The following is a 23,804-nucleotide window of genomic DNA, read 5'->3' on the forward strand; positions in this document are numbered from 1 at the left end:
TTAGCTGCCGGTTTTCTCGACGTGGTACCACGTCCCATCCCAGCTGACGGTGTACTCAAGGATGGATTTGATCGAGAGCAGCCCGAATACTGGATACACCAGTGGGGCACAGAGAGTGATCGGAACCACGGAGTCGATAGATCCGCTCCGGGAGTCGGCCAACCCAACGCCCATGGCGAGCACCGCGACCGCAACGATGGGAAGCAGATAGAACAGTTCGGCATCGGTTAGCACCAACAGGCTCCACTTCGAGAGAATCACGACGGTGAAGATACTCCCGCCGAGGCTCGTTACCATGCGTCCGAGTGAGAGCACGCGTCGGTGGAGTGGGCCATCGGTCAGCCTGCCACGGAGCGTCGCGTCCAGCACTTCGACCTGACCGATCCGCCAGCGTTTCCGCTGTCCCCAGAAGTCCGCCAACGTGTGGGGGGCCTCCATCACGTTCGTGTAGTTCCGCGCCTGTCGGACGTCGAGCCCATGACGAAAGCATTTGTGGGCGAACGCGAGGTCCTCGGTCAGCAGGTCGTCGAAGCCGCCAACCGTCTCGAAGGCTTCGCGGGAAAACAGCGTCGACGAACTGCGGCAGTTGTAGAAGCCGCTGGGTTCGACGATCTTGTAGCTCGCGTGGAACATGACGCGTTCACAGTAGGCGAGTGCCTCGACGAAGCCGGTCGGTTCGGGAATCCGCCGCCCCTGAAAGACGTCGTACCCCCCGTCGACGAGCGCGCCCATGCCGGCCGAGAGGAAATCTTCGTCGACGATTTCGTCGGCGTCGAACACCGCAAACGAGTCGGCAATCGAGGCTTCGACGGCGGTCTGGATCGCGCCGCTTTTCGAACCGGGATATCGGCTTTCGATGACCGACACCGCACCGCCGGCCAACTCATGGGCGACCGCCAGCGTTTCCTTATCGTCCGGCTCGCAGGCGATGACTATTTCGAGGTTCTCGTAGTTGGCCCGTTTGAGGCTCTCGACGCTTCGGTGGAGTACGGCCCCATCCCGGTACACCGGGATGATCGCCGTCAGTTGTGGACCGTCGTCTCGCGACGAGACGTTTGTCGCCGGTGTCCACACTTCACGGAGCAACAACCCACCGGAAAGCGCCACAAAGCCGATAAACACGATACTCGTCGCAACCGCATCCATCCACACGATTTCGAAGGAGAGCCATACCAGATTCAGCGAGAGGACCGTCTGTTGGAGTCCCTGATAGAGCCCGAGCAGCAGTAACGTCAGAAAGACGCCGGCAGACCCCGCAGTCTCGAACCCTTTGGTTAGGAGGCGCTTCATGGAGGTGTCTGTGTCGACTCAGTTACCAACTCATGAAAAATACATCGGCTGACGATGAATGTCTGAATTGTTCATTTTGTTCACATACTTCCTTATAAAAAGCGTCTTCGAGACAGTGGCCTCCGACTCAGTTCGAAAACCTGTATTCTGTCGACCGGACGTCAACTCATCTCTTCGCATGTTGAGCGGGTAATCATTAACCCACTTGCAGTTGTAGACAGCGTATGAACGGGAGTATGGCCGCGGAGGCGGCACGATGACCGAGTTCGTTCGCGCGGACCAAGAGCGGTCGGCCGCCAGCGAGCCACGACAGGTGAGTAGTCGACCCAGTAGTCGGCGCAAACCACAAAACCGGAGCCAACAATCGTTGCGTCGACCCTCACGCGAGGCGTACTCGACACGGACTATCGAGTTCGACAGCGATGGCGAGACCTGCGTCGGGACACTGTATCTGCCGGATCGCCCAGAGAGCCCGCCGGTCATCGTGATGGCACCGGGACTGGGATTCTGGCGGACGTTCGCGCTCCCGGCGGTCGCCGAACGGTTCGCTGAGTCGGGGTATGCCGCCTTCACGTTCGATTTCCGCCATCACGGCGACAGCGAGGGCGAGCCACGTGGCCTCGTAAGCCCACCCAAACAGATCGCTGACTACGAGGCGGCTATCGAGGCCATGGGTCGCGAAGAAGACGTCGACAGCAACCGACTGGTCGTCTGGGGCCACTCGCTGTCGGGTGGTCACGTGCTGTCGGTGGCCGCCGAGAACTTCCGTGTTGCCGGAGTGATCGCAACCAATCCGTTCGTCGACGGGCGCTCCCAAACACTGGGGCGGATTCGCCAGCCGAAACGCCTGCTGAAATCGCTGGTCGCCGGGCTGCGGGACGCCATTGGTCACCGCCTCGGGTTTGGCACCGACGTTCGGATCGTCGACGACGAAGACGGCTTTGCTGTGATCACCGCGCCGGGTGCCAAGCGCGCCGTTTTTGATCTGGTCGACCGACACGCCGACTGGCAGAACCGAGTTCCGGCCCGCATTTTGCTCGCGTTGCCACGGTACCGACCGATTACAGGCGTCGAAGAGATTCGGTGTCCGACGCTCGTGATCGGCGGTCGCGACGATCAGGTGATACCGGCAGAGGAGGCGGAATCCGCCGCCGACAAGATCGCCGACTCGACGTATCTCGAACTGCCGGTCGACCACATGAGCGTCTTCGGCGAAGACTTCGAGACCATCGTTGGCCACCAGTTGGCGTTCCTGCGAACGGTCGTCGGCCATCGGTAGGCGGCGACTACCGCCCAGCCGAGGTGGACCGACAACCCTTAGCAACCGCCCCAACCATGGTGTGGCATGACCGCAGACGCCGATCCAGATTCAGAGGGGGGTCCAGACGCCGTCGACTACGAGCGCGCGGCCGAACTCGCAGCCGAGGTCGAAGACGGAACGCGCCGTCTCCACGAACTCGAAGACCACACCGATCCAGATACGGCCGCCGCCGCCCGTCGACTGCTCGTCGAAGACCAGTCGGGCGCTGATCTCTCGTCGACCGGCTCGTATGGTTTCCCCGCCGAAACCGCCGAGCCAAACATCGAAAACATGATCGGCACCGTGCAGGTCCCGATGGGTGTCGTTGGCCCGGTCGACATCAACGGGGCCGCATTAGACGACGAACGGTATCTCCCACTGGCGACAACTGAGGGCGCGCTACTTGCTTCAGTCAACCGTGGCTGTTCAGTTATCAATCGTGCTGGCGGTGCAACCGCCCGCGTCACCAAATCCGGCATGACGCGTGCGCCCGTGTTCAAGGTCGGCGATGTGGCCGAGGGGCTCGCCCTCGTCGAGTGGGTCCGCAACCACGGCGAGGAGCTCAGCAAGGCCGCCGAGTCGACGACCAACCACGGCGAACTCAAAGAGGTCACCCCCTACGTCGTTGGCAACAACGTCTATCTCCGCTTCCGCTACGACACGAAGGACGCGATGGGAATGAACATGGTCACCATCGCAACCAAGGAAGCCTGCAGTCTCATTGAGGCGGAGACAACTGCCTCGCTGGTCGCGCTTTCTGGCAACCTCTGTACGGATAAAAAGCCCGCCGCGATCAACGCCGTCGAGGGACGGGGTCGGTCAGTGACGGCGGATGTCGTTGTTCCACGCGAGGTCGTCGAGGCCAAACTCCACACGACGCCGGAGGCGATCACCGAAATAAATACGCGCAAAAACCTCGTCGGCTCGGCAAAGGCTGGCTCCTTCGGATTCAATGCCCATGTCGCCAATCCGGTTGCGGCGATGTTTTTGGCGACCGGCCAAGACGAGGCCCAAGTCGTCGAAGGCGCAAACGCGATCACGACTGCCGAGGTAACCGATGACGGCGATCTTTACTTCTCAGTCTCGCTGGCGAGTCTCGAAATCGGTACCGTCGGCGGCGGCACCAAACTGCCGACCCAGTCGGAGGCCCTCGACATTCTCGGGGTCCGCGGGGGCGGTGATCCGGCCGGAAGCAATGCCGACGCATTCGCTGAAGCGATTGCTGTCGGCTCGCTGGCTGGCGAACTCTCACTGCTCGCCGCGCTCGGCTCACAGCACCTGTCGAGCGCTCACGAGTCGCTGGGTCGGTAAGTCGTCGACAGAGAGACGTCTGTATAATCCAATGTACTGAGAAAATCTGACCGATCAGTGATCAGCCTGCGAGTATATTACTGCGGACCAGTCGCTTTGTAGGCAGTCTGCACGAAGTCGACTCTCTCTCCGCCGACTGATAACACGACACCCGAATCGCCGCACTCCTTTGCGCCGTTGGTGCTCCAGTTGTAGGTTCGCTCCGTATCGATATTATTCGACCGGGTGAACAAAAGCCGCTGTTGATCTTCGTCGACGTATTCGAAATACCAGCCGACGAAGAAGATGCTCTCTCCGTTGCCTTCGTTGCAGTTGAACACCGCGCCATCGATCTCGGTTGCGGTATCGCCAGTCCGACCGGTGATGTGGAACGCCTGTTCACGGTAGTCTGTTTCAGGCACAATTGACTCTCCACCCCGTCCAGGCGAGTCGTTGAACCGTCCCGTTTCTTTGGTTGCTCCAGCAGTCCCAGCGAGCCCACCGATGAGGGCGCTGGCTGTGACCGCGCTTGTGGCCACAAACCGCCGCCGAGAAAGGGACGTCTTGGACTGCCCGTTTGTAGGTGCTTGCTCATTGTTTGTAGAATTGTCTCTCATGCGTATTATTAATTCAAAGTAAATAATTTAAATCAATCGTATAAATATATAACATATTGTGAACAGAGAGGCATGGACCGAGATCACACCTACAGCTGTTCGGCGTTCGTCTGATCGGTTCTGATCTCGATTCGTTCGTCTTGATTCTGTGTAATTCTCCGAAACAGAGTTAGAAGCAGTAGGTATCCAATGACGATGCCAGCGACCCAGATCCCGGCGATATACCAGAATATAATAACACCTGTCGACTTGAGCGTTCGTACCATAATCGTTGTCGCTGGTCTGCCGAGATGGCCTGCTAATGTGGTTTTGTCGGTTGCTGTATCGCCATCGAGATCCTGAAGGTTTCGTGATTCGACGCCAGCGAATACGATGAGGAACCATGCACCGAACACAGCGAAGAGATCCATCGTCACCTCGTGGGTCGTCGAGACCACTACCGAGAAGACGATCATGAACGCCCACGTCCCCCCGACAGCCAGCGAGTCAAACGTTGGATACTGTTTCAGCGATCCGTACAGCAGGAGGACACCGAACGGAAGCTGTCCAAGCAGCAGAAACCCGACCCCTCGGCCAGGAGTGACAGCGACGAGCCAGACGAGAAGCAGCTCGTAACAGATCAAGGCAAAGATCTCTGTAGCCAGAAGCTCGGTGCGATACCGTTGGACGAGTCGCGTTCGGTGTGGGTTGTTGATCTGATCTTCGTCACTCACTGTCCGACGATCTTCGACATAAATAACATAAAACAAAAGTGGGGCTAGCAGTAGGCCACCACCCACAGCGTGCAACGGGATCGATAGCGCCATGGCGGATGCGACAACCATGATGACCGCCGTCATGCATAACCAAATATTAAGTTTTAGAAACAAGTATGTGGGAGCACCATTCATCATGTGACGTATATTTAATCCAAGACTGTATGTATCTTTATTACCCTATTATCACGTGACTGAGTGGACTCTGCTGATAAACGATGCCACTGGCACATATACTGGCAACATTCTGTTAGTTATCCGACTCGGTTTCAGTCATTGGCTTTCGGAAGGTGAATTCTGATACGTGTTCCCTCCGTTGTGTTTGTCGCCGAAAGCTGTCCGTTTGATCGCTTGATGATGTATCGGACGAGCCAGAGTCCGATACCGGAACTGTGCTGGAGGTCTGTCTCCTCTTGGGCCTCCAAGACATCTATTTCGGCCTGTGGAATACCGCCGCTGGTATCCTCGACGATCAGACAAACACGGGTGTCTGTCGACTCCGTAGAGAGGGTTATTTCGGGCTGTTCAGGACCGGCGTGGTGGACAACTGCGTTTTCGATAAGTTCGACGACTGCGAGGTGAAACTGTGGATGGAATTCGACACGAATAGCTTCGACTGTAGACTGAACAGTATAGTTGTCGGTCAGTTCACAGGACGAGATCGCATCGTCGACCGCGTCCTGAATCGATCCAGTCACCAGATTATCATCCATAATGACTGTTTCAATGGATCGGGCCTTCTCTGACTGTTTGAGTAGATGATTCGATTTCCGAACGATTCCAGCGGTCAACTCAGCCACGCGCTCGTTGTCTTGCTGCTGTTCTGTAATGAGATCAGCATAGCCAGTGATCACTGTGAGATCGTTGCGGATATTGTGTCTGAAGACTCGCGAAAAAATCTCTTTGAGGAGATTTAGTTCACGCTCACGTTCGGTTACATCGGTGATATCGCTCAGTATGATGATCTTCCCTTGGATGCCACGTCCGTAGTTGAGTACCGAACTGTGTACCGAAAAGATCCGTTGCTCATCGCCGCAGTCCAACTGAACGGTCTCGTGTGGGTTGTCGTCTTCGGCAGTCGCATACTCCGAGCGGAGATCCTGTATCGATCTGTCGTAAATTTTGGAGCCGAACTGCTGGCGGCCTGCCCGATTCGTATCGATTATGACATCGTTGGCGTCGACGACGAGGATGATGTCCTCGATTTCTTCGAACGCGGACTCCCGGGCAACGGGACCGTACTGTAACAGGCCGTGTTTCTGGATAGAGTGGGCGAACAGCAGCCCCGAAAAGGCATACACTGTCGAGGTGGGGTCATAGTATATCGGTACCAACTCCCCGACTTTGATCATCGACGAGAACACCAGTATCACGAACACGACACACAAATACGAGGCCTGTTGGCGGTGGATTCCATCGGACCGTATCATGTCACCGACGAACATTCCGGCAGCCAAAAACGCAAGCGAGTAGCCGTAGATCTGAACCACGAGTAGACGGAGTGGATCGCCGAACATCGAGAACCGAAGATAGCCATTGGCGTCGACATAGTAGTTGGATCCGAAGACGATGTTTGCCGGATTGCCCCACGACAACAGAAACAAGATCACCACAGGAGCAAACAGGAAAATCACGAGTCGACGCGAAGCAATCTCCTTGAAAACGAACTCGTAGGCGAGAAGGAATAGCGACACTGCAGCTGTGGTGACAACTGGCCAGAAAAAATTGGCAAGGAGACGTGTTATCTCGGGAGACGGAATCAGCGTCATCAGTGTATAGATGAGTGCCCAGAGGCCCCCAGTGATCATCGAGACGATGAACCACAGAACACCCGGTTTCTGCCACTCATCGTACAGTGAGTTGACGACGACCAGTGATGGGAGGATACCGACAGACATCAGTACTACTGCGATGACAGGTGTAAACTCGATTTGCATAATTCAATCTCTTACTGTCAACATAAGCTGGTCGTGTCGCAAAGTCCTCTAGAGTTCAGTAGTAACTGACTCCCGTGAAGGCGGGGTTGCCTCTGGTGTCCAAACCGAGGTACCCCATGCACGCCACAATCGACGTGCGGTTCGAACTGAGTATCGACGACGACAAAACGCTACCGCTCGCCACGCTTGCCGAGGCCGTCACTGACCAGAACCTCGAAGCAGTCCTTCTCGAATCGCTGGTCGAGAGCCTCGACGCCGCCAGCGTCGAGGCGCTCTGTGGTGAGAAACACGCACATGGCAACGGTGACCAGCGCTTCCAACGCGCCGGCACCGACACCCGCACAGCTGTCACAACTGCCGGAGAACACGAGTTCTCTCTCCACTACGTCGAAGATACAGCCGCTTCCCCAGACGAATCCAGCTACTTCCGGCCCGTCGAAGACGTTCTCGACTTCGACGGGCAGAACCGCTATCAGCAGGACATCGCCGCCAAAAGCGTCGATCTCGCTACCTCGCTCAGCTATCGAGACGCTGCCAATCACGGCGACAGCTTCGTCTCGATGCCGTCGCCGACCACCATCAACCGCCGTGCCAAGAAATACGGCCACAAGCTCAAACAGTTCCTTCCAGACTGTGTCGCTGGCACAGACGCTGACGCCGTCATTCCTGACGGGACAAAGTGCCACAGCCAAGACGACGACCGCTCGTCCCACTCCGTCCAAGCAACGCTCGGCGAAGACACCGCCGAAGAGTCACGCTCCCTGCTGGATCTGTCGGTCAACGCTGACTGGGACGAAACTGCCGCCGAACTCGATGATATCGGCGCAGTCACTGACGACGCGACGGTCGTCAGTGACGCTGATAGCGGCATCGTCACAGCCTTTACCGACGAAAACCGTGACCACCAGCTCGATCTCGTCCACGTCGGCCGAACGCTGGGTTACACCCTCTGGGACGATGGCGTCTTCTCCTTGGACCGTCGGAAGGAGATCGTTTCGGAGGTGATCGACGAGGTGTTCCATCTGAAGAACTCTGTGGCGAAGCATCGTCCAGCGGAGGAGTTCGCGGCGATCCGCTCGCGGATCGCGCGAACGAGAGAGCGATTAGAGAAGACAGCGTGGCAACTGGAGCAGTTCGGGTCAGCAAAGGCTGCAGGGTATCTTCGGCGGTGGCTGCCGTCGATTGTGACGTTCGCCGAGCACGCTGTCGAGGGGTTCGAGGTTCCGTGGACCTCGAACCCCGTCGAACGACTGATGGGCGAGGTCAGCAAGCGGTGCAAGAACCAGTGGATGCGCTGGACAGCAGAGGGATTGGAAGCGATACTCCAACTTCGGTTGGTGAAGTACGCCGACCCCGAGTACTACCAAGCGTTCCTCGACGAACTGCTCCAACGTTCGACCAAAACAGCAATCAACTGTGACCTCTCAATTGAGAGTACCAGCGGCAAAGTCTAGACCGCTTTGCAACACGACCCATAAGCTACAAACAGTGGCGCATCTATTTTCACGGTTCACTGTTTATACCGTACTAATAGCGGTTAGATACAAATAACCACCTGCTAATATGATATTTATATTTTGTATGTTATTTATCGATATTTTGCACAACTAGTAATTGAAACAACTGTCCACACTGAAACATCTCTCGACAGTTGTCGGGTCAAAATATACACACATCATAGCAAAAATAATCTGCCAAAATAAACTAATTTATGTGTGTTATGGAATTCGAACGAGAGCACAACAGTCAAACTGCCCACAATTATCGGAAGCCTTGCCCCTGCATCTGTCGAGCGCCCACGAGTCGCTCGGCCGGTAAGTTGTCGACGATTCTTTGACAAAGACAGAATTTCGAGCCGTATTTTCGCAGAGATTGGATGTTTTTTTAAATCAGGAACTGTGAGCGGTAGCTGTGTTACGTCGCCAACTCGGGACAAGCCTCTATGCAGGGCTGCTGTTCACCGTCCTTGGACTTCTCGCGTGGGTGAGCGGCCAGCCGTTTATTTTCCCGAGTCTCGGTCCCTCCGCGTTCATTCTCGCCTTCGAGCAACGGGGAAAACGAACCGACAGCTCCCGGATCGTCGGGAGCCATCTCATCGGCGGGGTTGCTGGACTGGTTGCCTACGCGGTTATTGCGGGGGATGTCTCGCTTACCACGATCCCGCCCGAGCTGTCGACCGACGGGCTGCGGCTCACGCTGAGTGCTGTCGTCTCGATGATCCTGACGAGTTGGGGAATGATCGCAACCAATCGGGTCCACGCTCCAGCCTGCGCAACGACGCTCATCGTCTCGCTTGGGCTGTTGTCGACGCCACTCCAAGTTCTAACGATCATCGTGAGTATCGTTATCCTCGTCGAGTTTCATGCCGGTATCCGCATGCTACTCTCCCGTCTGGTCGACTCCGACCACGCACTCGACGCGGAGCGATCCGACGATCTAAAGATCTAAAAATAGACATTTCATAGCGCCGGTTTATGTGTTTTTTATAATGTAGAATCATAGCAGCCGATACCGACCGCCGCTCTCGGAGGCTTCGCCCTGTCGACACAGTTTTATAAGTAACTCCGCCGCTTTCTCCGCCGGGACGCCCCGCTGTTCGGTATACGAAACGATCTCGGCTTCCGTGGGTCGATCCTTGCCACCTGCCTCGCGGACGGCTTCGCGGATGATTTCGTCGCGGGATTTGGAGCCGCCAGCCGAGGTGTCGCCCGCCGCTGCGGCCGCGTCGGCATCGACTCCACTCGCTTCGAGATACTCCCGGTCCTCGACTACCGGTTCGTCGGTCTGGGCTTCGAGATCGGCAACGTGGTCGACATCGGCAAAGGCTTCGGAGTCGCCCTGTTTCTTGGCGAGCAGCGCCGACCGCGCCTGCTGGGCGGCCGTCCGGTCGTCGGACTCGAAAAAGCGGTTGAGTTTTTTCGTCTGGTGGGTCTTCCCACAGCGTGGACACTGAGCGGTGGTCGAACTCGTGGGATCGGACACCAACCACAGCATGCTACAGTTGTTACAGCCGACGACCGCGTACATATCGGGGGCTACTGCCCACTCGTATTTATTGCCACGGGGTCGCTTCGCGGTCGAGGGGTCGAGGGGTCGGGGGGTCGGGGGGTCGATATATGAACTGGCTACTGACAGTCAGGTACTGTCTAACAAACACCCTTGAGGCTCGCGCACGAAAAACAATAGATGGGTGGCGTAACCCGGTTCGTCGACCGACTCACCAATTTAACCCCGGTTCGACTGGGTGAGCAGGTCGTTTCGCTGGCTCTCGACCGAAACATCACCTTTGTTGCTGCGGGTGTTGCCTACTACGCACTGGCTTCGCTGGTTCCAATGTTGCTTTTGACGTTCGCAATCACGACCGCGGTCGGTCTCGAACTCGTGTTGGAACAGATTTTGGGTGTCGTCGAAAACCTGCTTACCAACACCGGCCAAGAGCTCCTGACCGAGGCACTCGCGGATACGACCGGGCGAACCGGTGCGGGTGTTGTCGGCTCCCTCGGGTTCATTTGGGGGACACTCAAACTCTCACGTGGGCTTTCACGGGCTTTTGGCGAACTCTACGACTACGAGTCGGCGATCACGATTCGGAGAGAGATCGTCAACATCGGCATCGTTTTCGGCTCCCTACTGGTTGCGGTGACAGTGCTGATCGGTTTCGATCTCGCTCTCACCTTCGGACGGGTACCGAAGTGGATTGTCGGTCCGCTCGAACAGGTGACACTGTTCGTCTCGCTTCTCGTGGCGCTGCTCCCGCTGTACGCGCTGTTGCCACCCGGTCGACTCCGCGTGCGGGAGGTCCTGCCGGGCGCGCTGGTTGCGGCTACCGGCTGGGTACTGCTGCGGCTCGGGTTTGAACTGTACGCGGTCTATGCCGCCGAATATCAGGTATACGGGGTTCTGGGTGCCCTGCTGTTGTTTATTACGTGGCTCTACATCGGTGCGCTCACCGTGTTGATCGGTGCGGTCGTCAACGTCGTCGTCCGTGAGTCGCGACTCTAAGATCGCTCGACGGCTCAGCACGATGAGCGGCTCGCCGAACCGAGCTCCGTATCCGGTGTTCAACCGGACAGTATATTTGAGTTGATGGTCAAAGCCCACCGTATATGGAGACTCCAGAGACTGTTATTGATCAAATCTGCTTTCTGTCGCGGGCTGAATCTCGGGTTCGTATTATGGAGTTTCTCTCGGATTCGGTACCGGTAACTGAACGGGAACTCCGAGATCAGTTGTCGCTGTCCCGATCTACGGTTGCTCGTTCGCTGGACTCGCTGGCCGAGGTCGGCTGGGTGACCGAACGGAGTGGTGAGGTTCGACTCACACCGGTTGGCGAAATCGTCATCGAGTCGTTCCTCCAGTTCTCCGAGACGATGTCGACTGCTGAAGAGCTGTCACCGTTTCTCGAATGGTTCCCGCTTTCCGAGTTCGATATCGAGGTTGCGGATCTACGTGACGGTGAGATCACCATGATTTCGGATGGCGATCCACTTGCTCCGGCGCGAAAACAGATCGATATGCTGCGGACGACCGACCGATTCCGCGGCTTCTTTCCATCGATGGACCTCCGTGGCTCCGAGTTGGTCCACGAGCGAATCGTCGACGGCGAGTTCGATGCCGAAATCATCGTTTCTTCCGATGTCGAAGACACGATCCACGGCAAGCAGTTCGTCCCCCTCTTCAACGAGATGATTTCGACTGGTGGGCTAACCCTCTCGGTCGTCGACAGTGTCCCCTTTTATTTGGGGATCAACGAGACCGGAACCACGCAGATCGGTGTCGAAGACGACGATGGGTTTCCGCAAGCGCTTCTTGAAACCGAAAACGAAACCGTCTATCGCTGGGCCGAATCGCTGTTTGCTGAGTACCGTGAGTCGTCGGTTAAGCGGCTCACGAATCTGTAAATCAGGTGAATAGTGTGAGTGGTATGCACAGAACCCACGGGATAACACTATAATCAAGTGCCCCATACCGAATACTGCCAAGGGAACTCCCACACAATCCTCCCTACCCCTTCCATACTCTTGGCAGTTTTCGACCCCCCTTCCCACACTTTTGGCCGATTCCGACGACACAGCTGAGTCGAAACATCCTCTTTTCTCCCCGACCAATCTGCAGCTCCGAGACGGAGACTGCGTTTCGCGATTGTGTGCGTCCGCTGGTCAGAGCCCGGATGGTTATGGTCGTGTGATGCCAATGGGTAGTATGGTCGACCAATCGTCTGACACTGAGCAACCGAACACGGATGCGGAGTGGAAAGCAAAACTGTCGCCCGAAGAGTACCGTATTCTCCGAGAGGCCGGAACCGAGCGGAGTGGCACATCCGACCTCTTAAAAGTCGACGACGACGGCGTGTTCCGGTGTGCTGGCTGTAGAGCGGTGCTGTTCACGAGCGACGAAAAGTTCGGCTCCGGCACTGGCTGGCCGAGTTTCTACGATCCGGCCGACAGCGATGCCGTCGAGACGCGACCGGACCACAGCCTCGGTCGAACCCGAACCGAAGTCGTCTGTAGCAACTGTGAGGGCCATCTCGGCCATGTGTTCGATGACGGCCCCGAACCGACCGGCAAACGCTACTGTATCAACGGTATCGCGCTGGATTTCGAGGACGAATAGCGCACCCTGAATCAGCACACCCCAGCATGAGTCCGACACCAACCACAATCAAGCAGTACGATCAGCAGGCACCGACGCGGGAAGAAACCGAAACCGCAACGTTCGCCCTCGGCTGTTTCTGGGGACCGGACGGACGGTTCGGCGCGCTGGATGGCGTCATCCGCACCCGCGTCGGCTACGCCGGTGGGTCGAAGGTCGACCCAACTTACCACGACCTCGGCGAGCATACTGAGGCCTTTCAGGTCGACTACGATCCCACCGAGCGGTCGTACCGAGACCTACTTGATCTTGCCGTCCGGAGTCACGACCTCAACCGACAGTCCTCGAACGTCCAGTACCAGAACATTCTGTTTGTGTCGACACCCGAGCAGGCCGAAACAGTCGAAGGCTATCTCGACGCACGAGGGTTGGGCCGCGATGGGATCGAAACCCGTATCGAGCAGCTCTCGCGGTTCCATCTCGCTGAGGACTATCACCAGAAACACAGTCTCAGAGCCAAACGGGCGATCTTGGATGCCTTTGAGGACGCCGGTTACGACGCTGCGGACGTTCGTGAGTCACCGGCGGCGGCGAAACTCAATGGGCGGGCCGCCGGGCGCGACCTTCCCGACGGCCACACGTTTGCGGCCCCAAACCGAACAGTCCACCGTGGCTAGCCATCGCTGTCGGGTGTGTCGATGTCGGTTCGTATCGAAGATAGTGAAATAAGAGTAGCTGCTTCAGAATTGACAGAGAGGGCTGTGCAAGATACAGAGCATAGATGCAGCATGCGTTGGTTCGATTTTCATCCAAGTCGCGTTTATTAATTGCATCAAATACTATGTATTTGATTGGTATGGGGAGTGTTATCGAACGTAATGAGCGATTCCATCGCACCGCACGATGTGCTGGGTAACGACCCACCATCTGCTAACGAGGATGTAGCGAAGCTTCGACTCCAATTGAAGCATTTCTCACTTCCAGAGTTAGAATCAAAGGGACTCGTTGAGTGGGATACAGACGAACATCTCGTAACGAAGGGCCCTCAGTTTGACAAGGAGCGATTAGAGTAAATTTGAGTAGTCTCCGACCGGAGTTACTTTTTGCTGTATACGCGCGTTCTATCTTGCACGGGACGTTCTGATAGAATCCAGATGGGTTAGTTGGTCACGCCCCGTGATCGAGCCGTGCTAACCGTTAAGTCAAACTTTGTACTCTATAGAATCCAAAGTTCACATAAATCAAGGCAGATCCAGTGAAAAAGTTAAGTCTACTAATATTTCTACCGGATAGCGTGCAAGATATAGGGAATAGGTGTAGCGATACTCTACTAATTGATTCTTAAGTCATTTTCACTTTTTGACACACATATAAATAGGGTCTTACATTTATTCGTGCTCAATTTCTATATTGTCGTATGGAACAGTCTCCGGTTCCGGATATTGTCGAAGCTATTGCAGAGGCAAAAGAGACTGAACCTTCCAAACTCGATCTTACTCTCTACGAGTATATTGACCCCGAGGCAATTCACCGGTTGGCATCACATGGTACTGCATCATGGACCTTGACATTTGAACTCTCTGAGCATGAAGTAACCGTCACAAGTGATGGAGGAATCTTCGTTGACGGGACCCAAGAAGGACTCTGGGCGTGACTTCTACAACAAATGTCGACTGCGGGTAGCTGAACCCAGACGTACTAAGCTAACGTTCTCCAGATGGTACCAGCGAAAGTTGTGAATAGTTGGAGCAATACAGTGCAATGCTTCACAGGCGCTCGCAGTCTTGCAACTGATCAACCGGCACTGAGCAGTCGACGGATGAGTACTGAACGATGCATCCCCGTCACGGCCCTTTTAAGATACCGCATAGGTGCGGTATATTATTAGTCGACTGTGATTTACTATATTCAAAGGCTAAAACTCTCACTCGCATCCGCGCGAGCGGAGCGAGCGCGGTTCTCCGAGGGCGAGGCCGAAGGCCGAGCCCTCGGCCTTTTTCATCGAAGTTTTTGCGCCGAGCGGTTCGCCTCCGGCGAACCCGAGGCGAAAAAAGTTCGGGGGAAACGTTGAATCACCTTGGCGTGGACCCACCCGTATGGAGTTAGCTGACGTGACGACGATTTCAGTGCTTGGAGCCGGGAACATGGGCCACGGAATCGCCGAGGTCAGTGCGTTAGCAGGCTACGATGTGACGTTGCGAGATATCAACGAGGAACTGGTCCAGAAGGGCTACGAGCAGATCGAGTGGAGCCTCGACAAACTCGTCGAGAAAGATCAGCTCTCAGACGAAGAGGCCGACGCCGCACGCGAGCGAATTACGCCCGTGGTCGACATGGAAGACGCCGTCGCCGAGGCCGACGTGATCATCGAAGCGGTTCCGGAGGTGATGGATATCAAACGCGACGTCTATAGTGAGGTCGACGAGTACGCGCCCGACCACGCAATCTTCGCAACCAACACCTCCAGTCTCTCGATTACCGAACTCTCGGAGGCCACCGACCGGCCCGAGAGGTTCTGTGGAATGCACTTTTTCAACCCGCCGGTCCGGATGCAGTTGGTCGAAGTAATCGCTGGCGACCACACCAGCGAGGAGACACTCGCCGTCGTCGAGGAGCTGGCCGAATCGATGGACAAAACGCCAGTTCGAGTCCACAAGGACAGTCCCGGCTTTATTGTTAATCGGGTCCTGATTCCGCTGCTCAACGAGGCCGCGTGGCTGGTCGAGGAGGGAACCGCGACGATTGGCGAGGTCGACGCGACCACCAAATTCGATATGGGACTCCCGATGGGAGCCTTCGAACTCGCCGATCAGGTCGGCATCGACGTGAGCTACCACGTGCTGGACTACATGCACGAGACGTTAGGCGATGCCTATCGGCCCTGTCCGCTGCTCGCCGAGAAGGTCGAAACCGAACAGGTCGGCAAGAAGGCCGGAGAAGGGTTTTATAAATACGATAACGGCGGCGTCGACATTCAACCCGATGCCGGTCGACAGGAGATTGCCGACCGCCTACTGGCACTGATGGCGAACGAAGTTGCGGGGTTGATCCAGCACGATGTAGCCGACGCCTCGGCTATCGACCGAGCGATGCAGTTGGGCGCGGGGTTCCCCGATGGCCCAGCGAAGATGGCCGACAACAGAGGCCTGAAGCCGCTTGTTGAGACGCTCGACGATCGCTACGAGACCACTGGGGAGCCACGGTACGAGCCAGTCGACCGACTCCGCGAACTGGCAGGCGAGGACGAACAGTTCTATCCCACCAGCGACACAGATGGCTCCATGGAGTTCGAAACACTTCAGATCGAACGCGAAGGGACAGTCGCGCGAGTCGTTATTGACCGCCCCCACCAGATGAACACGGTTACCCCCGAGCTGTTGGACGAGCTGTCGACCGCGATTGACCAACTGGATGCCGACAGCGACGTTCGGTGTCTCCTGATCACGGGTGCAGGCGACCGGGCGTTCTGTGCCGGAGCCGATGTTTCGAGCTTTGCCACCGACGCCGATCCGCTTGAAGCAGTCGAACTGTCGCGGACCGGCCAGCAGACGTTTGGGAAACTCGAATCCTGCGACACGCCAGTGGTTGCCGCAATCAACGGCTTCTGTCTGGGTGGTGGGATGGAGTTGGCGACGGCGGCTGATCTCCGCATTGCCAGCCAGCGGGCGACGTTTGGCCAGCCGGAACACAACCTCGGGCTGTTGCCCGGCTGGGGCGGCACCCAGCGGCTCAGCCACCTCATCGGCGAGAGCCGAGCCAAGGAGATCATTTTCACTGGTGATCGGTACGACGCCGAGACGATGGTCGACTATGGGTTCTTGACGAAGGCCGTCGACAGCGAGGAGTTCGAAGCGGCAGCGATGGAGCTGGCCGAAAAACTGGCGGCCGGACCGCCGATTGCCCAGAAGTTCACCAAGCGAGCGATGCTGGCTGGCCGCGAGGATACCGACGCCGGGCTGGAGATCGAAGCCCAATCGTTCGGCCAGTTGATGCATACTGACGACCTGCTCGAAGGGATCACGGCGTTCATGAACGACGAAGAGCCGGATTTCACCGGCGAGTAGCGGTCTCCGTCGGTGTTGATTTCCAACGCGAATGAGTCACGGCTGTGGTCTGATACACCGACCCACAGGACCGGCGATTGATGAGATTTATATGTCCGTGCTTCATCCGATGTAATGCGGAAGCTCGATTGGTGTAGTCCGGCCAATCATCTTGGCCTTTCGAGCCGAGGACCAGGGTTCGAATCCCTGATCGAGCATTCCATTCTACCGCCGTCTTGCGATTATTGGCCGTGAACTCAGAGCTGATAGCCAATGATTCAGGCCAAGTTAATTCCCAGGATTCGACGACCCCGACGCAGTCTTGCGATTAGCCGTTTTGCCCCACCAAGTAGATTCAAAGGATTCGCCAAGTGGACACGAACCCGTCGACGGAGGCGGGAGTGATGGACGAACTCGACGAACTCCCCGTCGTCACCGAAACGTCGACAGAATACCTCAACCCGCGCCAGCAACTCGACTACCGCAACGAGCGTGAAGCCTGCCTCGAATGGTTGCTTACGTTCGGAAAACGCCCTGACCAAGCAAGTGGGTATGCTCTCGGTACCCTGAAACCCGGTGCGTACCGAATGGACCGGTTCTACCGGTTCGTTTGGGAGCAAGAAGGCGGGTACACAGTGAACGTCACACATGAGAATGCCGACGCGTGGATGAAACATCTCGCGCGCGAGAACGTGAGTGTGACCCACAAACGAAACTGCCAGAAAGCCGTTAAACGACTGTTCAAATGGCGGCATCATGAACACGGGCTCAGCGTGTGGGACCCAGAAATCACGTTCGCAGCCGAGACGAGTACAAGTCCCCGAGATTACCTGACTCGTGACGAGCGCTCTGCTGTGCGTGAAGCCGCACTCGAATACGGTTCCGTTCCCAAGTACAACAACCTCACACCGGCGGCGCGAGACCGCTGGAAGCAGTATCTCGCCCAGCGATTCGAGAAACCAAAATCAGAGGTTGAACCAGCCGACTGGGAGCGCGCAAACGGGTGGAAAGTCCCGTCGCTGGTTTGGACGAGTCTCGATGCCGGGCTCCGCCCAATCGAAGTACAACGGTCAACAATTAGTTGGATCGATGTCGACAACGCAGTTCTCCGCATCCCGAAGGAAGACAGTTCAAAAAATCGAGAACACTGGGTCATCGGTCTTCAATCCAGGACTGCAGAAGCACTCGATAATTGGCTTGCAGAGCGTGAAACATATGAAAAGTACGACGATACAGACGCGATCTGGCTTACTCGAAACTCGAATTCGTACCAAACAACATCACTTCGCTACCTGCTTCAACAACTCTGTGAGGTTGCCGATATTGACACCACCCACCGGCAAATGAGCTGGTACACGATTCGTCACTCTGTCGGGACGTATATGACGCGAGAGGAGGACTTGGCAGCGACGCAAGCTCAGCTCCGGCACAAGAGTGCTGAGACGACGATGAAGTATGATCAAGCACCAGTCGAAGACCGGCAAGACGCATTAGATCGGATGGGGTGAATATCAAAGAATATTCGCGGCATTTCGCAGGATTTCGTCAGTCGGGTGAACGTATCGAGCGGCTGATGCCGTGCTGTTTTGTCGTAGTGTCTCAGCAACGATTTCGAGGTCGTGGAATTCCTCGTACGTGTATGTCCCGAGTGTATGCCGGAATGAGTACCAGGAAATCTTCCGACCCCCGACACTGACTTCTGCTTCCTCTATAAGTCCATCAAGGAGGTCGTTGAGGGTTTTTGAATTATACGGGTTACCCTTCCGGTTCAACCACATATAGTCTGAGTTGTCGTATTTTTTAATGTTTTCTCGCTGCTCAATCCAGCGCTCTAATGGGTCTGTCGCTTTGTTTGGGAGGTGTTGCACCCATTGTGAGTCATTTTTGACCGCCTGGCTTCCAGGAATTATGATTGTTTTTGAGTTAGCGTCGTACCAGTCGACCTTCATTCGTTCAATGAGTGCTGGCCGCCAACCCGCTGCTCTTTCGGTTCCGATTATTGACGGGATTTTCCAGCTCGTATTTACTTTTTCCCAATCTGCAGGGTTGACATCGTTTTTAGGCTTACCGAGTTCCTGTGCAAGGTACCTCCGCCAGCGATCCCGCTCTTCTGGAGTGAGATTGTTGTACTTCGGGATGGATTTGTAGGTCAGTGATGCTTCCCAAAGTGTACTAACCTCATTTTTTGTAAATGGGTCCGCATTATCCGTAGACGCCTCTCCCTGAAATGTGATATCTGGCTCCCAGTCAGAGTCTTTGAATTGAAACCAGTTGACTAGCGCGTCCGAAATCTTTCGCTTGCTATCTTCCCGGTATCGCCCATTATCTTGACGACGGAAATCGTCGGTGGCGAGTGACTCAATTACTTGATCTGCTTGCTCAGGTGTGATTTCCGTCGTAGCACCATCTTGCTCCCAAATCCATTGAATAGCTTGCAGCACTCGTGACACTCGCGTGCCAATCGATTTTTCTGCATATCCCTTTTGTTTTAATGGATCTTTACCTTCCGAGCGCAAGTACTGCTTAAATCGCTCAACCTTCGATTCAAAGATGTCCTGTTGCCGCTGACCCAACTCTGAGAATGACTGGCTCAGTTCATTTTTCGTGCGATTACTCATCGTCACCATCCTCGTTGCCTGAACAGGTTGGGTTGATTTCCCGGAGGTTTCGGTGGTCTGTGGTTTTGTCGGCCGTTGCGTGGTTTTCACGCGTTTGTCGATTATTTTGTTTGTCTGTTTGATTCATCGAGTACACAATGACAGAAACCAGTTGCTTTAAAAACTTAGGTTAAATAATATGATAATAACACGAGCCGCCAATGTGAGTTATAATGAACAACGTGATTTAAAATTCTATTAGAAACATGTTCAACAAATAATTAGTGAATAACGATTTTAAAATTTAATTGTCGCTGATCTTAGTCTGCTAGCGGCTTTCTTTCAGTCAGTCTTTTCACTGAACCTAATTCATCTAATTCATCTGACAATTTACTCGGTGCATCGCCCAGTACGAAGATGTGACTTGGAAATTGAGCTGATGACTTCGCACCGATGAATTTCATTCGAGAATCAAGGAAGCACACGTACGATGCGTCTTCGAACAAGCCATGCCACCAGTTAGTTGATGAGTCGCCGCGACAAAGGAATACAATGAATTCAACGCGGTCTTTTGTTAGTTCCTTGCGTGCCTTTGCCACCCACTTCTTCTTTTCTCTTGAGTACGGTGGATTGACGAACACCCTACCAAACCAAGGACTCTCCAGTCCGTCGTCCTCTTTGGTGTAGTAGTTCTTTGCGATGTGCGTTATTTTTTTGCAAGTCGCAGCATCGAGATCGAACTGTCCTCCAACTGCATATTTTAACGGTTCAATGATTTGTGGTGGTGTTCCATACTCATTTGAGCCAGCAGTTTCTAGTTCTTTTGTTAAATCTTCATCCAACCAGTCTGGATTACTTATGTTGTACTTTTTCATAGTTTGTTTGTTTACAGATTTTTCTACATGATCTGCTAGCGAGGGAGCCGGACTCTCCCTCAAAAACTACGGATGCAGGGATTACGCATCCACAAAGTTGCTGGCTGTCCGGTGGTGATTTCTAAAATCCTGTACGTATTATGTGCTTATATACTTGGTGTTTGCGTCGGACAAATAGATATTTGTCATAAGAGAATATGCTCTCTGAGAGGTGAAGAGACGGGCTATTTAAATTATTGAGCCATCGAAGATGGTCAAAAATAAGCAATGATTCTATCAACGGGTGGTAAAAACGACGATTCTCCATGATAGAACATCCAATGTTCGTGCTACTCCTATCTCATCTATGGAAATAGCACACTACACAATATTCTCTGTCTCATATTTTTTCTCATTATTCAAGAGAACAATGCTTCTGGTCTATTTTGCTGAGTTTTAAATATAACGCGACTTAAATAATGTATGTCCAGCCGATCCCCGTACGAAAAAGCACAGACGTACAGCCTTTCAAACCACCAAGTAGATATTCTTTACCGGGTCACAGCTTGGTTTAACGCAACCGTCTTCAAAGTTCAAAACCAGAGGATGTCGATTGGAGCCGACTATGAGCCGACACTCCGACAGATTATGGGCGAGAGGTGGGAGCCAGCTGTTGACCACGAACATGAATTGTTAGTTGACCGTGGGGTTTTCAAAAGCAAGGATAGAGGCGAGGATACTTACGTCGCAGGGCGTCGCTGCCAGTGGTCACCAACTGAAAAATGTATGAAGATTATTGAACACATCTTCGCTCACTCAGATGGTATTTACCCGAAGTGGGTCTTGGACGAACACCCACGCCACCGATATTCCGTGATGGAAGCGAGTTGTTGGAGCACAGAAAAGGGACCATGGCGGCAGCAAACGTGTTCTCCCGGTTGGAGCGTTGCACTGGTATAGATGTGTATCCTCGGGTAAACCTCCCACAGCGGCCAGACCTCCGTCTGTGGAGCAACGGTAACCAACTCGCACGGGTGGAGGTGCTAACTGCTCACCGGAATACTGAAAGCTGGGAATCTAAGTTTGAACACTGGTCGCAGCCGAAAGCTGGTCCAACGATATGGGTATTCCCCAACCGACAGACGATGATTCGTTTCTGGAACCACCTCGTTACGCACGGGTTTGTTGAGCTAGATGGAGGACGCTTCGGCGGCAACGAAAAGAATTGGGCTCCGAAGCGAGTAAATGATCGGCTTCACCGGACATCCGAAGGAGCAGGTAAATACAATTCGATTGACGCTTGTTGGACTATAGCTGGATTAATAGAGGCCAGTCTTGTAGACGCATTCGAATTCCTCAAACGAAGTAATATCATCCTACGTTCATAAATAAAAAGAGACCCCAAAATAGCTTCGTGAGTCAAATATACACCAATAAGTGTGGATCGTACACCCTCTAAATCTACATTTGAAAATACCCGTCTGACCAAGATGTACGTGCATGTGTACGAGTGTACGATGGGGGTGCCTTACCTTGTGTACGAAATACTGGACCTCGTTCCAACCTCGTACACCCCTTAACCAATAATTTCTGATAATGATTTTTGCTTGGATGAATGCGTTGTTAGCAATTCAATTACCCTGTTCGTTCGAGCGATCAGATACCTGCAAGACGACACCACCATTCGGACTCAACAACGGCTGAACGAGGCTCGTGCCGTTCGATGGTTCGTCTCACGACTGTCGTGTCGAAACCGCGCTGCTCCAGATGACGTCGACATTTATTAGAAATTTCAAGGCTAAAACCTCGCCCTTCAGGGCGGGGAGGATGTCAAGAATCTCTGCCTCATTACCATTCTATCCTCTGGAAACAGGTCGGTACTATCTTCATGAAACTACGCCTATCGAATAGTCAGTACCTCACAAAGCATCCTCGGCTAGCTGTTTCTGCGGCCTGAGTTCTGTGTCGAAGCGGTTGTACTGACGGTCTCGACGAGAGAATTACGGACGGATCGACGGAGAGCTGTCGCTGTCGGCGGCGGTCAGCCGCCGACGCGACAGCGTCGCCACTCACTCCGCTGGCTTGCTCGGTCGGTGGTTAGCGGTGGAATCGGTCGTCAGGTGGCCGATTCGCGGGGACGGCCCGACGCACCGCGAGGGCCGTCCACGCAGCTCGTCGAATCATATTGACGAACTCCTTGTACGGCCACCACCAGAGGCGACGCCCGCCTCGGCGGGGCGTCGCCACATACTCGTAGTGAAGGTACCGCCAGACGTTCTGTAAGAGGAGACTCACCACCACGTACAGCAGCCGTACCGTTGGATCTCGTGTTGTCGTTGTCGCTATCGCTTGCTCAAACAAGCGATAGCTTGACTCGATACCGAAGCGTTTCGAGTAGTGGTATCGAGCGTCCCGTGGTGAGTCGATGAACGGCGCGTCAGCGGCGTAGCCGTGACGCGCCACACCGTTCTCGTCATACTTCCCATTTAGGTACGTACAGTCGATGTAGACGGGAAAATCGACGGTCCAGCTGTGACCGTCGAGTTTCCCCGTCAGATCATGCTGAATGACGCGACTCCATCCTTCCGAGAGCTCTTGCTGAATCGCCTCACCCCACCGGATGATCGGGATCACGTACGCGTAATTGTGCGCCTGAAGCAGCGTGAGACACTTACTGTCGTAGAATCCGCGATCAAGGTAGACGGCCTTGACCCCGGCGTCAAGGCCGTCGAGGACACCGAAGAACTCAGCGAGGACACTACTTGCGGTATCGCCGTCTTTGAGACGGCGTACCGCCAGCGTGTAGCGTTTGTTCTTCACACGCGCGTAGAGTGTGGCATAGGCGTGGAACGCAGTGGTTCCACGCTTCGCTACCGAGTGATAGAGGCCGTCTGTGTCGTCTTCGTCACCGTAGTAGGGCCGCAGGTGGAGGTCTGCGCAGACCTCCACCTGTTCGGGGAGCAATTCATCGAGATCCTTTCGCAGGAGCGTGTTAGCGACTCGTTCGAGCCGTTCCGGCTCGAACTTCGTCCGAAGATGGTAGAGGACCGTGTTCCCAGCGGGTGAGTTCTGGCTCGACGCACAGAGCGTAGAGACAGAGGTCCCGTCGGCGCAAGCGCCGACGAGGACCTCATAGATGTCTTCAGCAGTGATTTCAGCGTTATTGGCTAACGAGAGCGAAACTTCCTCGTCAAGGCGGTTGACGAGAAAGTTAAGAAGCTGGTCCTCGTGGATCTCACCGTCTGCTTGTTTGGTTTTAGACACACCTTCAGCAAGCAGACGTTCTAACTAAGCGGCTTTGTGAAGTACTGAGTCTGAGTCTGGGAACTGGTACGAGATCGACGCCGGCGGCGAATCCTGTACTTGTCTCGATTGGCAGCAGCGAGCACCCGAAGGTGGCTGCAAGCATCTGCGCCGTGTCGACCACGAGATCAAGCAGGGACGCGTCTCCCAGCCGGATGGTCAGCCCCCCGGTCGAAAGGGTGACCAATGATTAACTGGCATCGATGGATTCAATCACCATAGAATG

The 23,804-nt window shown here is 54.9% G+C and carries 21 protein-coding genes, 1 tRNA gene and 1 pseudogene; 14 read left to right on the plus strand and 9 right to left on the minus strand.

Going from position 1 to position 23,804, the window contains the following annotated elements; translation table 11 throughout:
- A complete protein-coding gene (locus tag HALTADL_RS02365) occupies positions 1–1,290 on the minus strand; it encodes a glycosyltransferase (RefSeq protein WP_089673583.1) in 1,290 nt (429 codons plus the stop codon).
- Between the two features lie 256 nt (positions 1,291–1,546).
- Here HALTADL_RS02365 and HALTADL_RS02370 point away from each other — a divergent pair, with 256 nt between their 5' ends.
- Complete coding sequence (locus tag HALTADL_RS02370; RefSeq protein ID WP_089673582.1) at positions 1,547–2,569, plus strand: alpha/beta hydrolase; 1,023 nt, start codon at positions 1,547–1,549, stop codon at positions 2,567–2,569.
- Between the two features lie 66 nt (positions 2,570–2,635).
- Positions 2,636–3,901 carry a hydroxymethylglutaryl-CoA reductase (NADPH) gene (gene hmgA / locus HALTADL_RS02375; protein ID WP_089673581.1) on the plus strand — a complete coding sequence of 422 codons (1,266 nt, stop codon included), beginning with the start codon at positions 2,636–2,638 and terminating at the stop codon, positions 3,899–3,901.
- 77 nt (positions 3,902–3,978) lie between these two features.
- Here the strand turns inward: hmgA and HALTADL_RS02380 are convergent, their stop codons facing one another.
- From HALTADL_RS02380 to HALTADL_RS02390, 3 genes are all read right to left on the minus strand, one after another.
- The gene (locus tag HALTADL_RS02380) at positions 3,979–4,419 is read right to left on the minus strand and encodes a hypothetical protein (RefSeq protein ID WP_089673580.1); all 441 of its coding nucleotides are present in this window, start codon (positions 4,417–4,419) and stop codon (positions 3,979–3,981) included.
- Positions 4,420–4,586: 167 nt separating this feature from the next.
- Positions 4,587–5,210, minus strand: coding sequence for a UbiA family prenyltransferase (locus HALTADL_RS02385; protein ID WP_321166918.1), 624 nt, complete (start codon positions 5,208–5,210; stop codon positions 4,587–4,589).
- 311 nt (positions 5,211–5,521) lie between these two features.
- Positions 5,522–7,150, minus strand: coding sequence for a sensor histidine kinase (locus tag HALTADL_RS02390; protein ID WP_162551655.1), 1,629 nt, complete (start codon positions 7,148–7,150; stop codon positions 5,522–5,524).
- Between the two features lie 155 nt (positions 7,151–7,305).
- Between HALTADL_RS02390 and HALTADL_RS02395 the strand changes: the two genes are divergently transcribed.
- The gene (locus HALTADL_RS02395; RefSeq protein ID WP_012659191.1) at positions 7,306–8,643 is read left to right on the plus strand and encodes an ISH6-like element ISHla10 family transposase; all 1,338 of its coding nucleotides are present in this window, start codon (positions 7,306–7,308) and stop codon (positions 8,641–8,643) included.
- Between the two features lie 457 nt (positions 8,644–9,100).
- Complete coding sequence (locus tag HALTADL_RS02400) at positions 9,101–9,637, plus strand: HPP family protein (RefSeq protein WP_089673889.1); 537 nt, start codon at positions 9,101–9,103, stop codon at positions 9,635–9,637.
- 48 nt (positions 9,638–9,685) lie between these two features.
- Here HALTADL_RS02400 and HALTADL_RS02405 read toward each other — a convergent pair whose 3' ends face one another.
- Positions 9,686–10,216 (minus strand): DUF5817 domain-containing protein, encoded by a 531-nt coding sequence (locus HALTADL_RS02405; protein WP_089673890.1) that lies wholly within the window; start codon positions 10,214–10,216, stop codon positions 9,686–9,688.
- 159 nt (positions 10,217–10,375) lie between these two features.
- On the opposite strand from HALTADL_RS02405, the gene HALTADL_RS02410 reads away from it, so the two are divergent.
- The 9 genes from HALTADL_RS02410 (at position 10,376) to HALTADL_RS02450 (ending at position 18,332) form a co-directional block, all read left to right on the plus strand.
- On the plus strand, positions 10,376–11,191 hold the full coding sequence (locus tag HALTADL_RS02410; RefSeq protein ID WP_089673891.1) for a YihY/virulence factor BrkB family protein: 816 nt from the start codon (positions 10,376–10,378) through the stop codon (positions 11,189–11,191).
- Positions 11,192–11,295: 104 nt separating this feature from the next.
- Positions 11,296–12,090 carry a helix-turn-helix transcriptional regulator gene (locus HALTADL_RS02415; protein WP_089673892.1) on the plus strand — a complete coding sequence of 265 codons (795 nt, stop codon included), beginning with the start codon at positions 11,296–11,298 and terminating at the stop codon, positions 12,088–12,090.
- 301 nt (positions 12,091–12,391) lie between these two features.
- Positions 12,392–12,802: a peptide-methionine (R)-S-oxide reductase MsrB gene (msrB, locus tag HALTADL_RS02420; protein WP_089673900.1), complete on the plus strand. Its 411-nt coding sequence runs from the start codon at positions 12,392–12,394 to the stop codon at positions 12,800–12,802.
- A 26-nt stretch (positions 12,803–12,828) separates the two neighbouring features.
- Entirely contained in the window at positions 12,829–13,458 is a 630-nt protein-coding gene (locus HALTADL_RS02425; RefSeq protein WP_089673893.1) for a peptide-methionine (S)-S-oxide reductase MsrA, read from the plus strand.
- Positions 13,459–13,659: 201 nt separating this feature from the next.
- Entirely contained in the window at positions 13,660–13,854 is a 195-nt protein-coding gene (locus HALTADL_RS02430) for a hypothetical protein (protein WP_089673894.1), read from the plus strand.
- A gap of 344 nt (positions 13,855–14,198) precedes the next feature.
- Positions 14,199–14,435 (plus strand): HalOD1 output domain-containing protein, encoded by a 237-nt coding sequence (locus tag HALTADL_RS02435; RefSeq protein ID WP_089673895.1) that lies wholly within the window; start codon positions 14,199–14,201, stop codon positions 14,433–14,435.
- A gap of 442 nt (positions 14,436–14,877) precedes the next feature.
- Positions 14,878–16,845, plus strand: coding sequence for a 3-hydroxyacyl-CoA dehydrogenase/enoyl-CoA hydratase family protein (locus HALTADL_RS02440; protein ID WP_089673896.1), 1,968 nt, complete (start codon positions 14,878–14,880; stop codon positions 16,843–16,845).
- A gap of 122 nt (positions 16,846–16,967) precedes the next feature.
- Positions 16,968–17,042 (plus strand) — tRNA-Glu (locus tag HALTADL_RS02445).
- A 186-nt stretch (positions 17,043–17,228) separates the two neighbouring features.
- On the plus strand, positions 17,229–18,332 hold the full coding sequence (locus tag HALTADL_RS02450) for a tyrosine-type recombinase/integrase (protein ID WP_089673897.1): 1,104 nt from the start codon (positions 17,229–17,231) through the stop codon (positions 18,330–18,332).
- A gap of 3 nt (positions 18,333–18,335) precedes the next feature.
- Here the strand turns inward: HALTADL_RS02450 and HALTADL_RS02455 are convergent, their stop codons facing one another.
- The 4 genes from HALTADL_RS02455 to HALTADL_RS02470 form a co-directional block, all read right to left on the minus strand.
- Positions 18,336–19,442: a tyrosine-type recombinase/integrase gene (locus tag HALTADL_RS02455; protein WP_245708533.1), complete on the minus strand. Its 1,107-nt coding sequence runs from the start codon at positions 19,440–19,442 to the stop codon at positions 18,336–18,338.
- Positions 19,435–19,569: a hypothetical protein gene (locus tag HALTADL_RS17560; RefSeq protein ID WP_265472939.1), complete on the minus strand. Its 135-nt coding sequence runs from the start codon at positions 19,567–19,569 to the stop codon at positions 19,435–19,437. The genes HALTADL_RS02455 and HALTADL_RS17560 overlap by 8 nt, the downstream gene beginning before the upstream one ends.
- Positions 19,570–19,741: 172 nt before the next feature.
- Positions 19,742–20,296 carry a DNA N-6-adenine-methyltransferase gene (locus HALTADL_RS02460; RefSeq protein WP_089673899.1) on the minus strand — a complete coding sequence of 185 codons (555 nt, stop codon included), beginning with the start codon at positions 20,294–20,296 and terminating at the stop codon, positions 19,742–19,744.
- 2,076 nt (positions 20,297–22,372) lie between these two features.
- A complete protein-coding gene (locus HALTADL_RS02470) occupies positions 22,373–23,539 on the minus strand; it encodes an ISH3-like element ISHla1 family transposase (protein WP_009486633.1) in 1,167 nt (388 codons plus the stop codon).
- Positions 23,540–23,585: 46 nt separating this feature from the next.
- On the opposite strand from HALTADL_RS02470, the pseudogene HALTADL_RS02475 reads away from it, so the two are divergent.
- Positions 23,586–23,768: pseudogene (locus tag HALTADL_RS02475) on the plus strand (hypothetical protein); the annotation flags it as partial.
- Positions 23,769–23,804 lie beyond the last annotated feature (36 nt).

The organism is Halohasta litchfieldiae (assembly GCF_002788215.1).
Lineage (GTDB): Archaea > Halobacteriota > Halobacteria > Halobacteriales > Haloferacaceae > Halohasta > Halohasta litchfieldiae.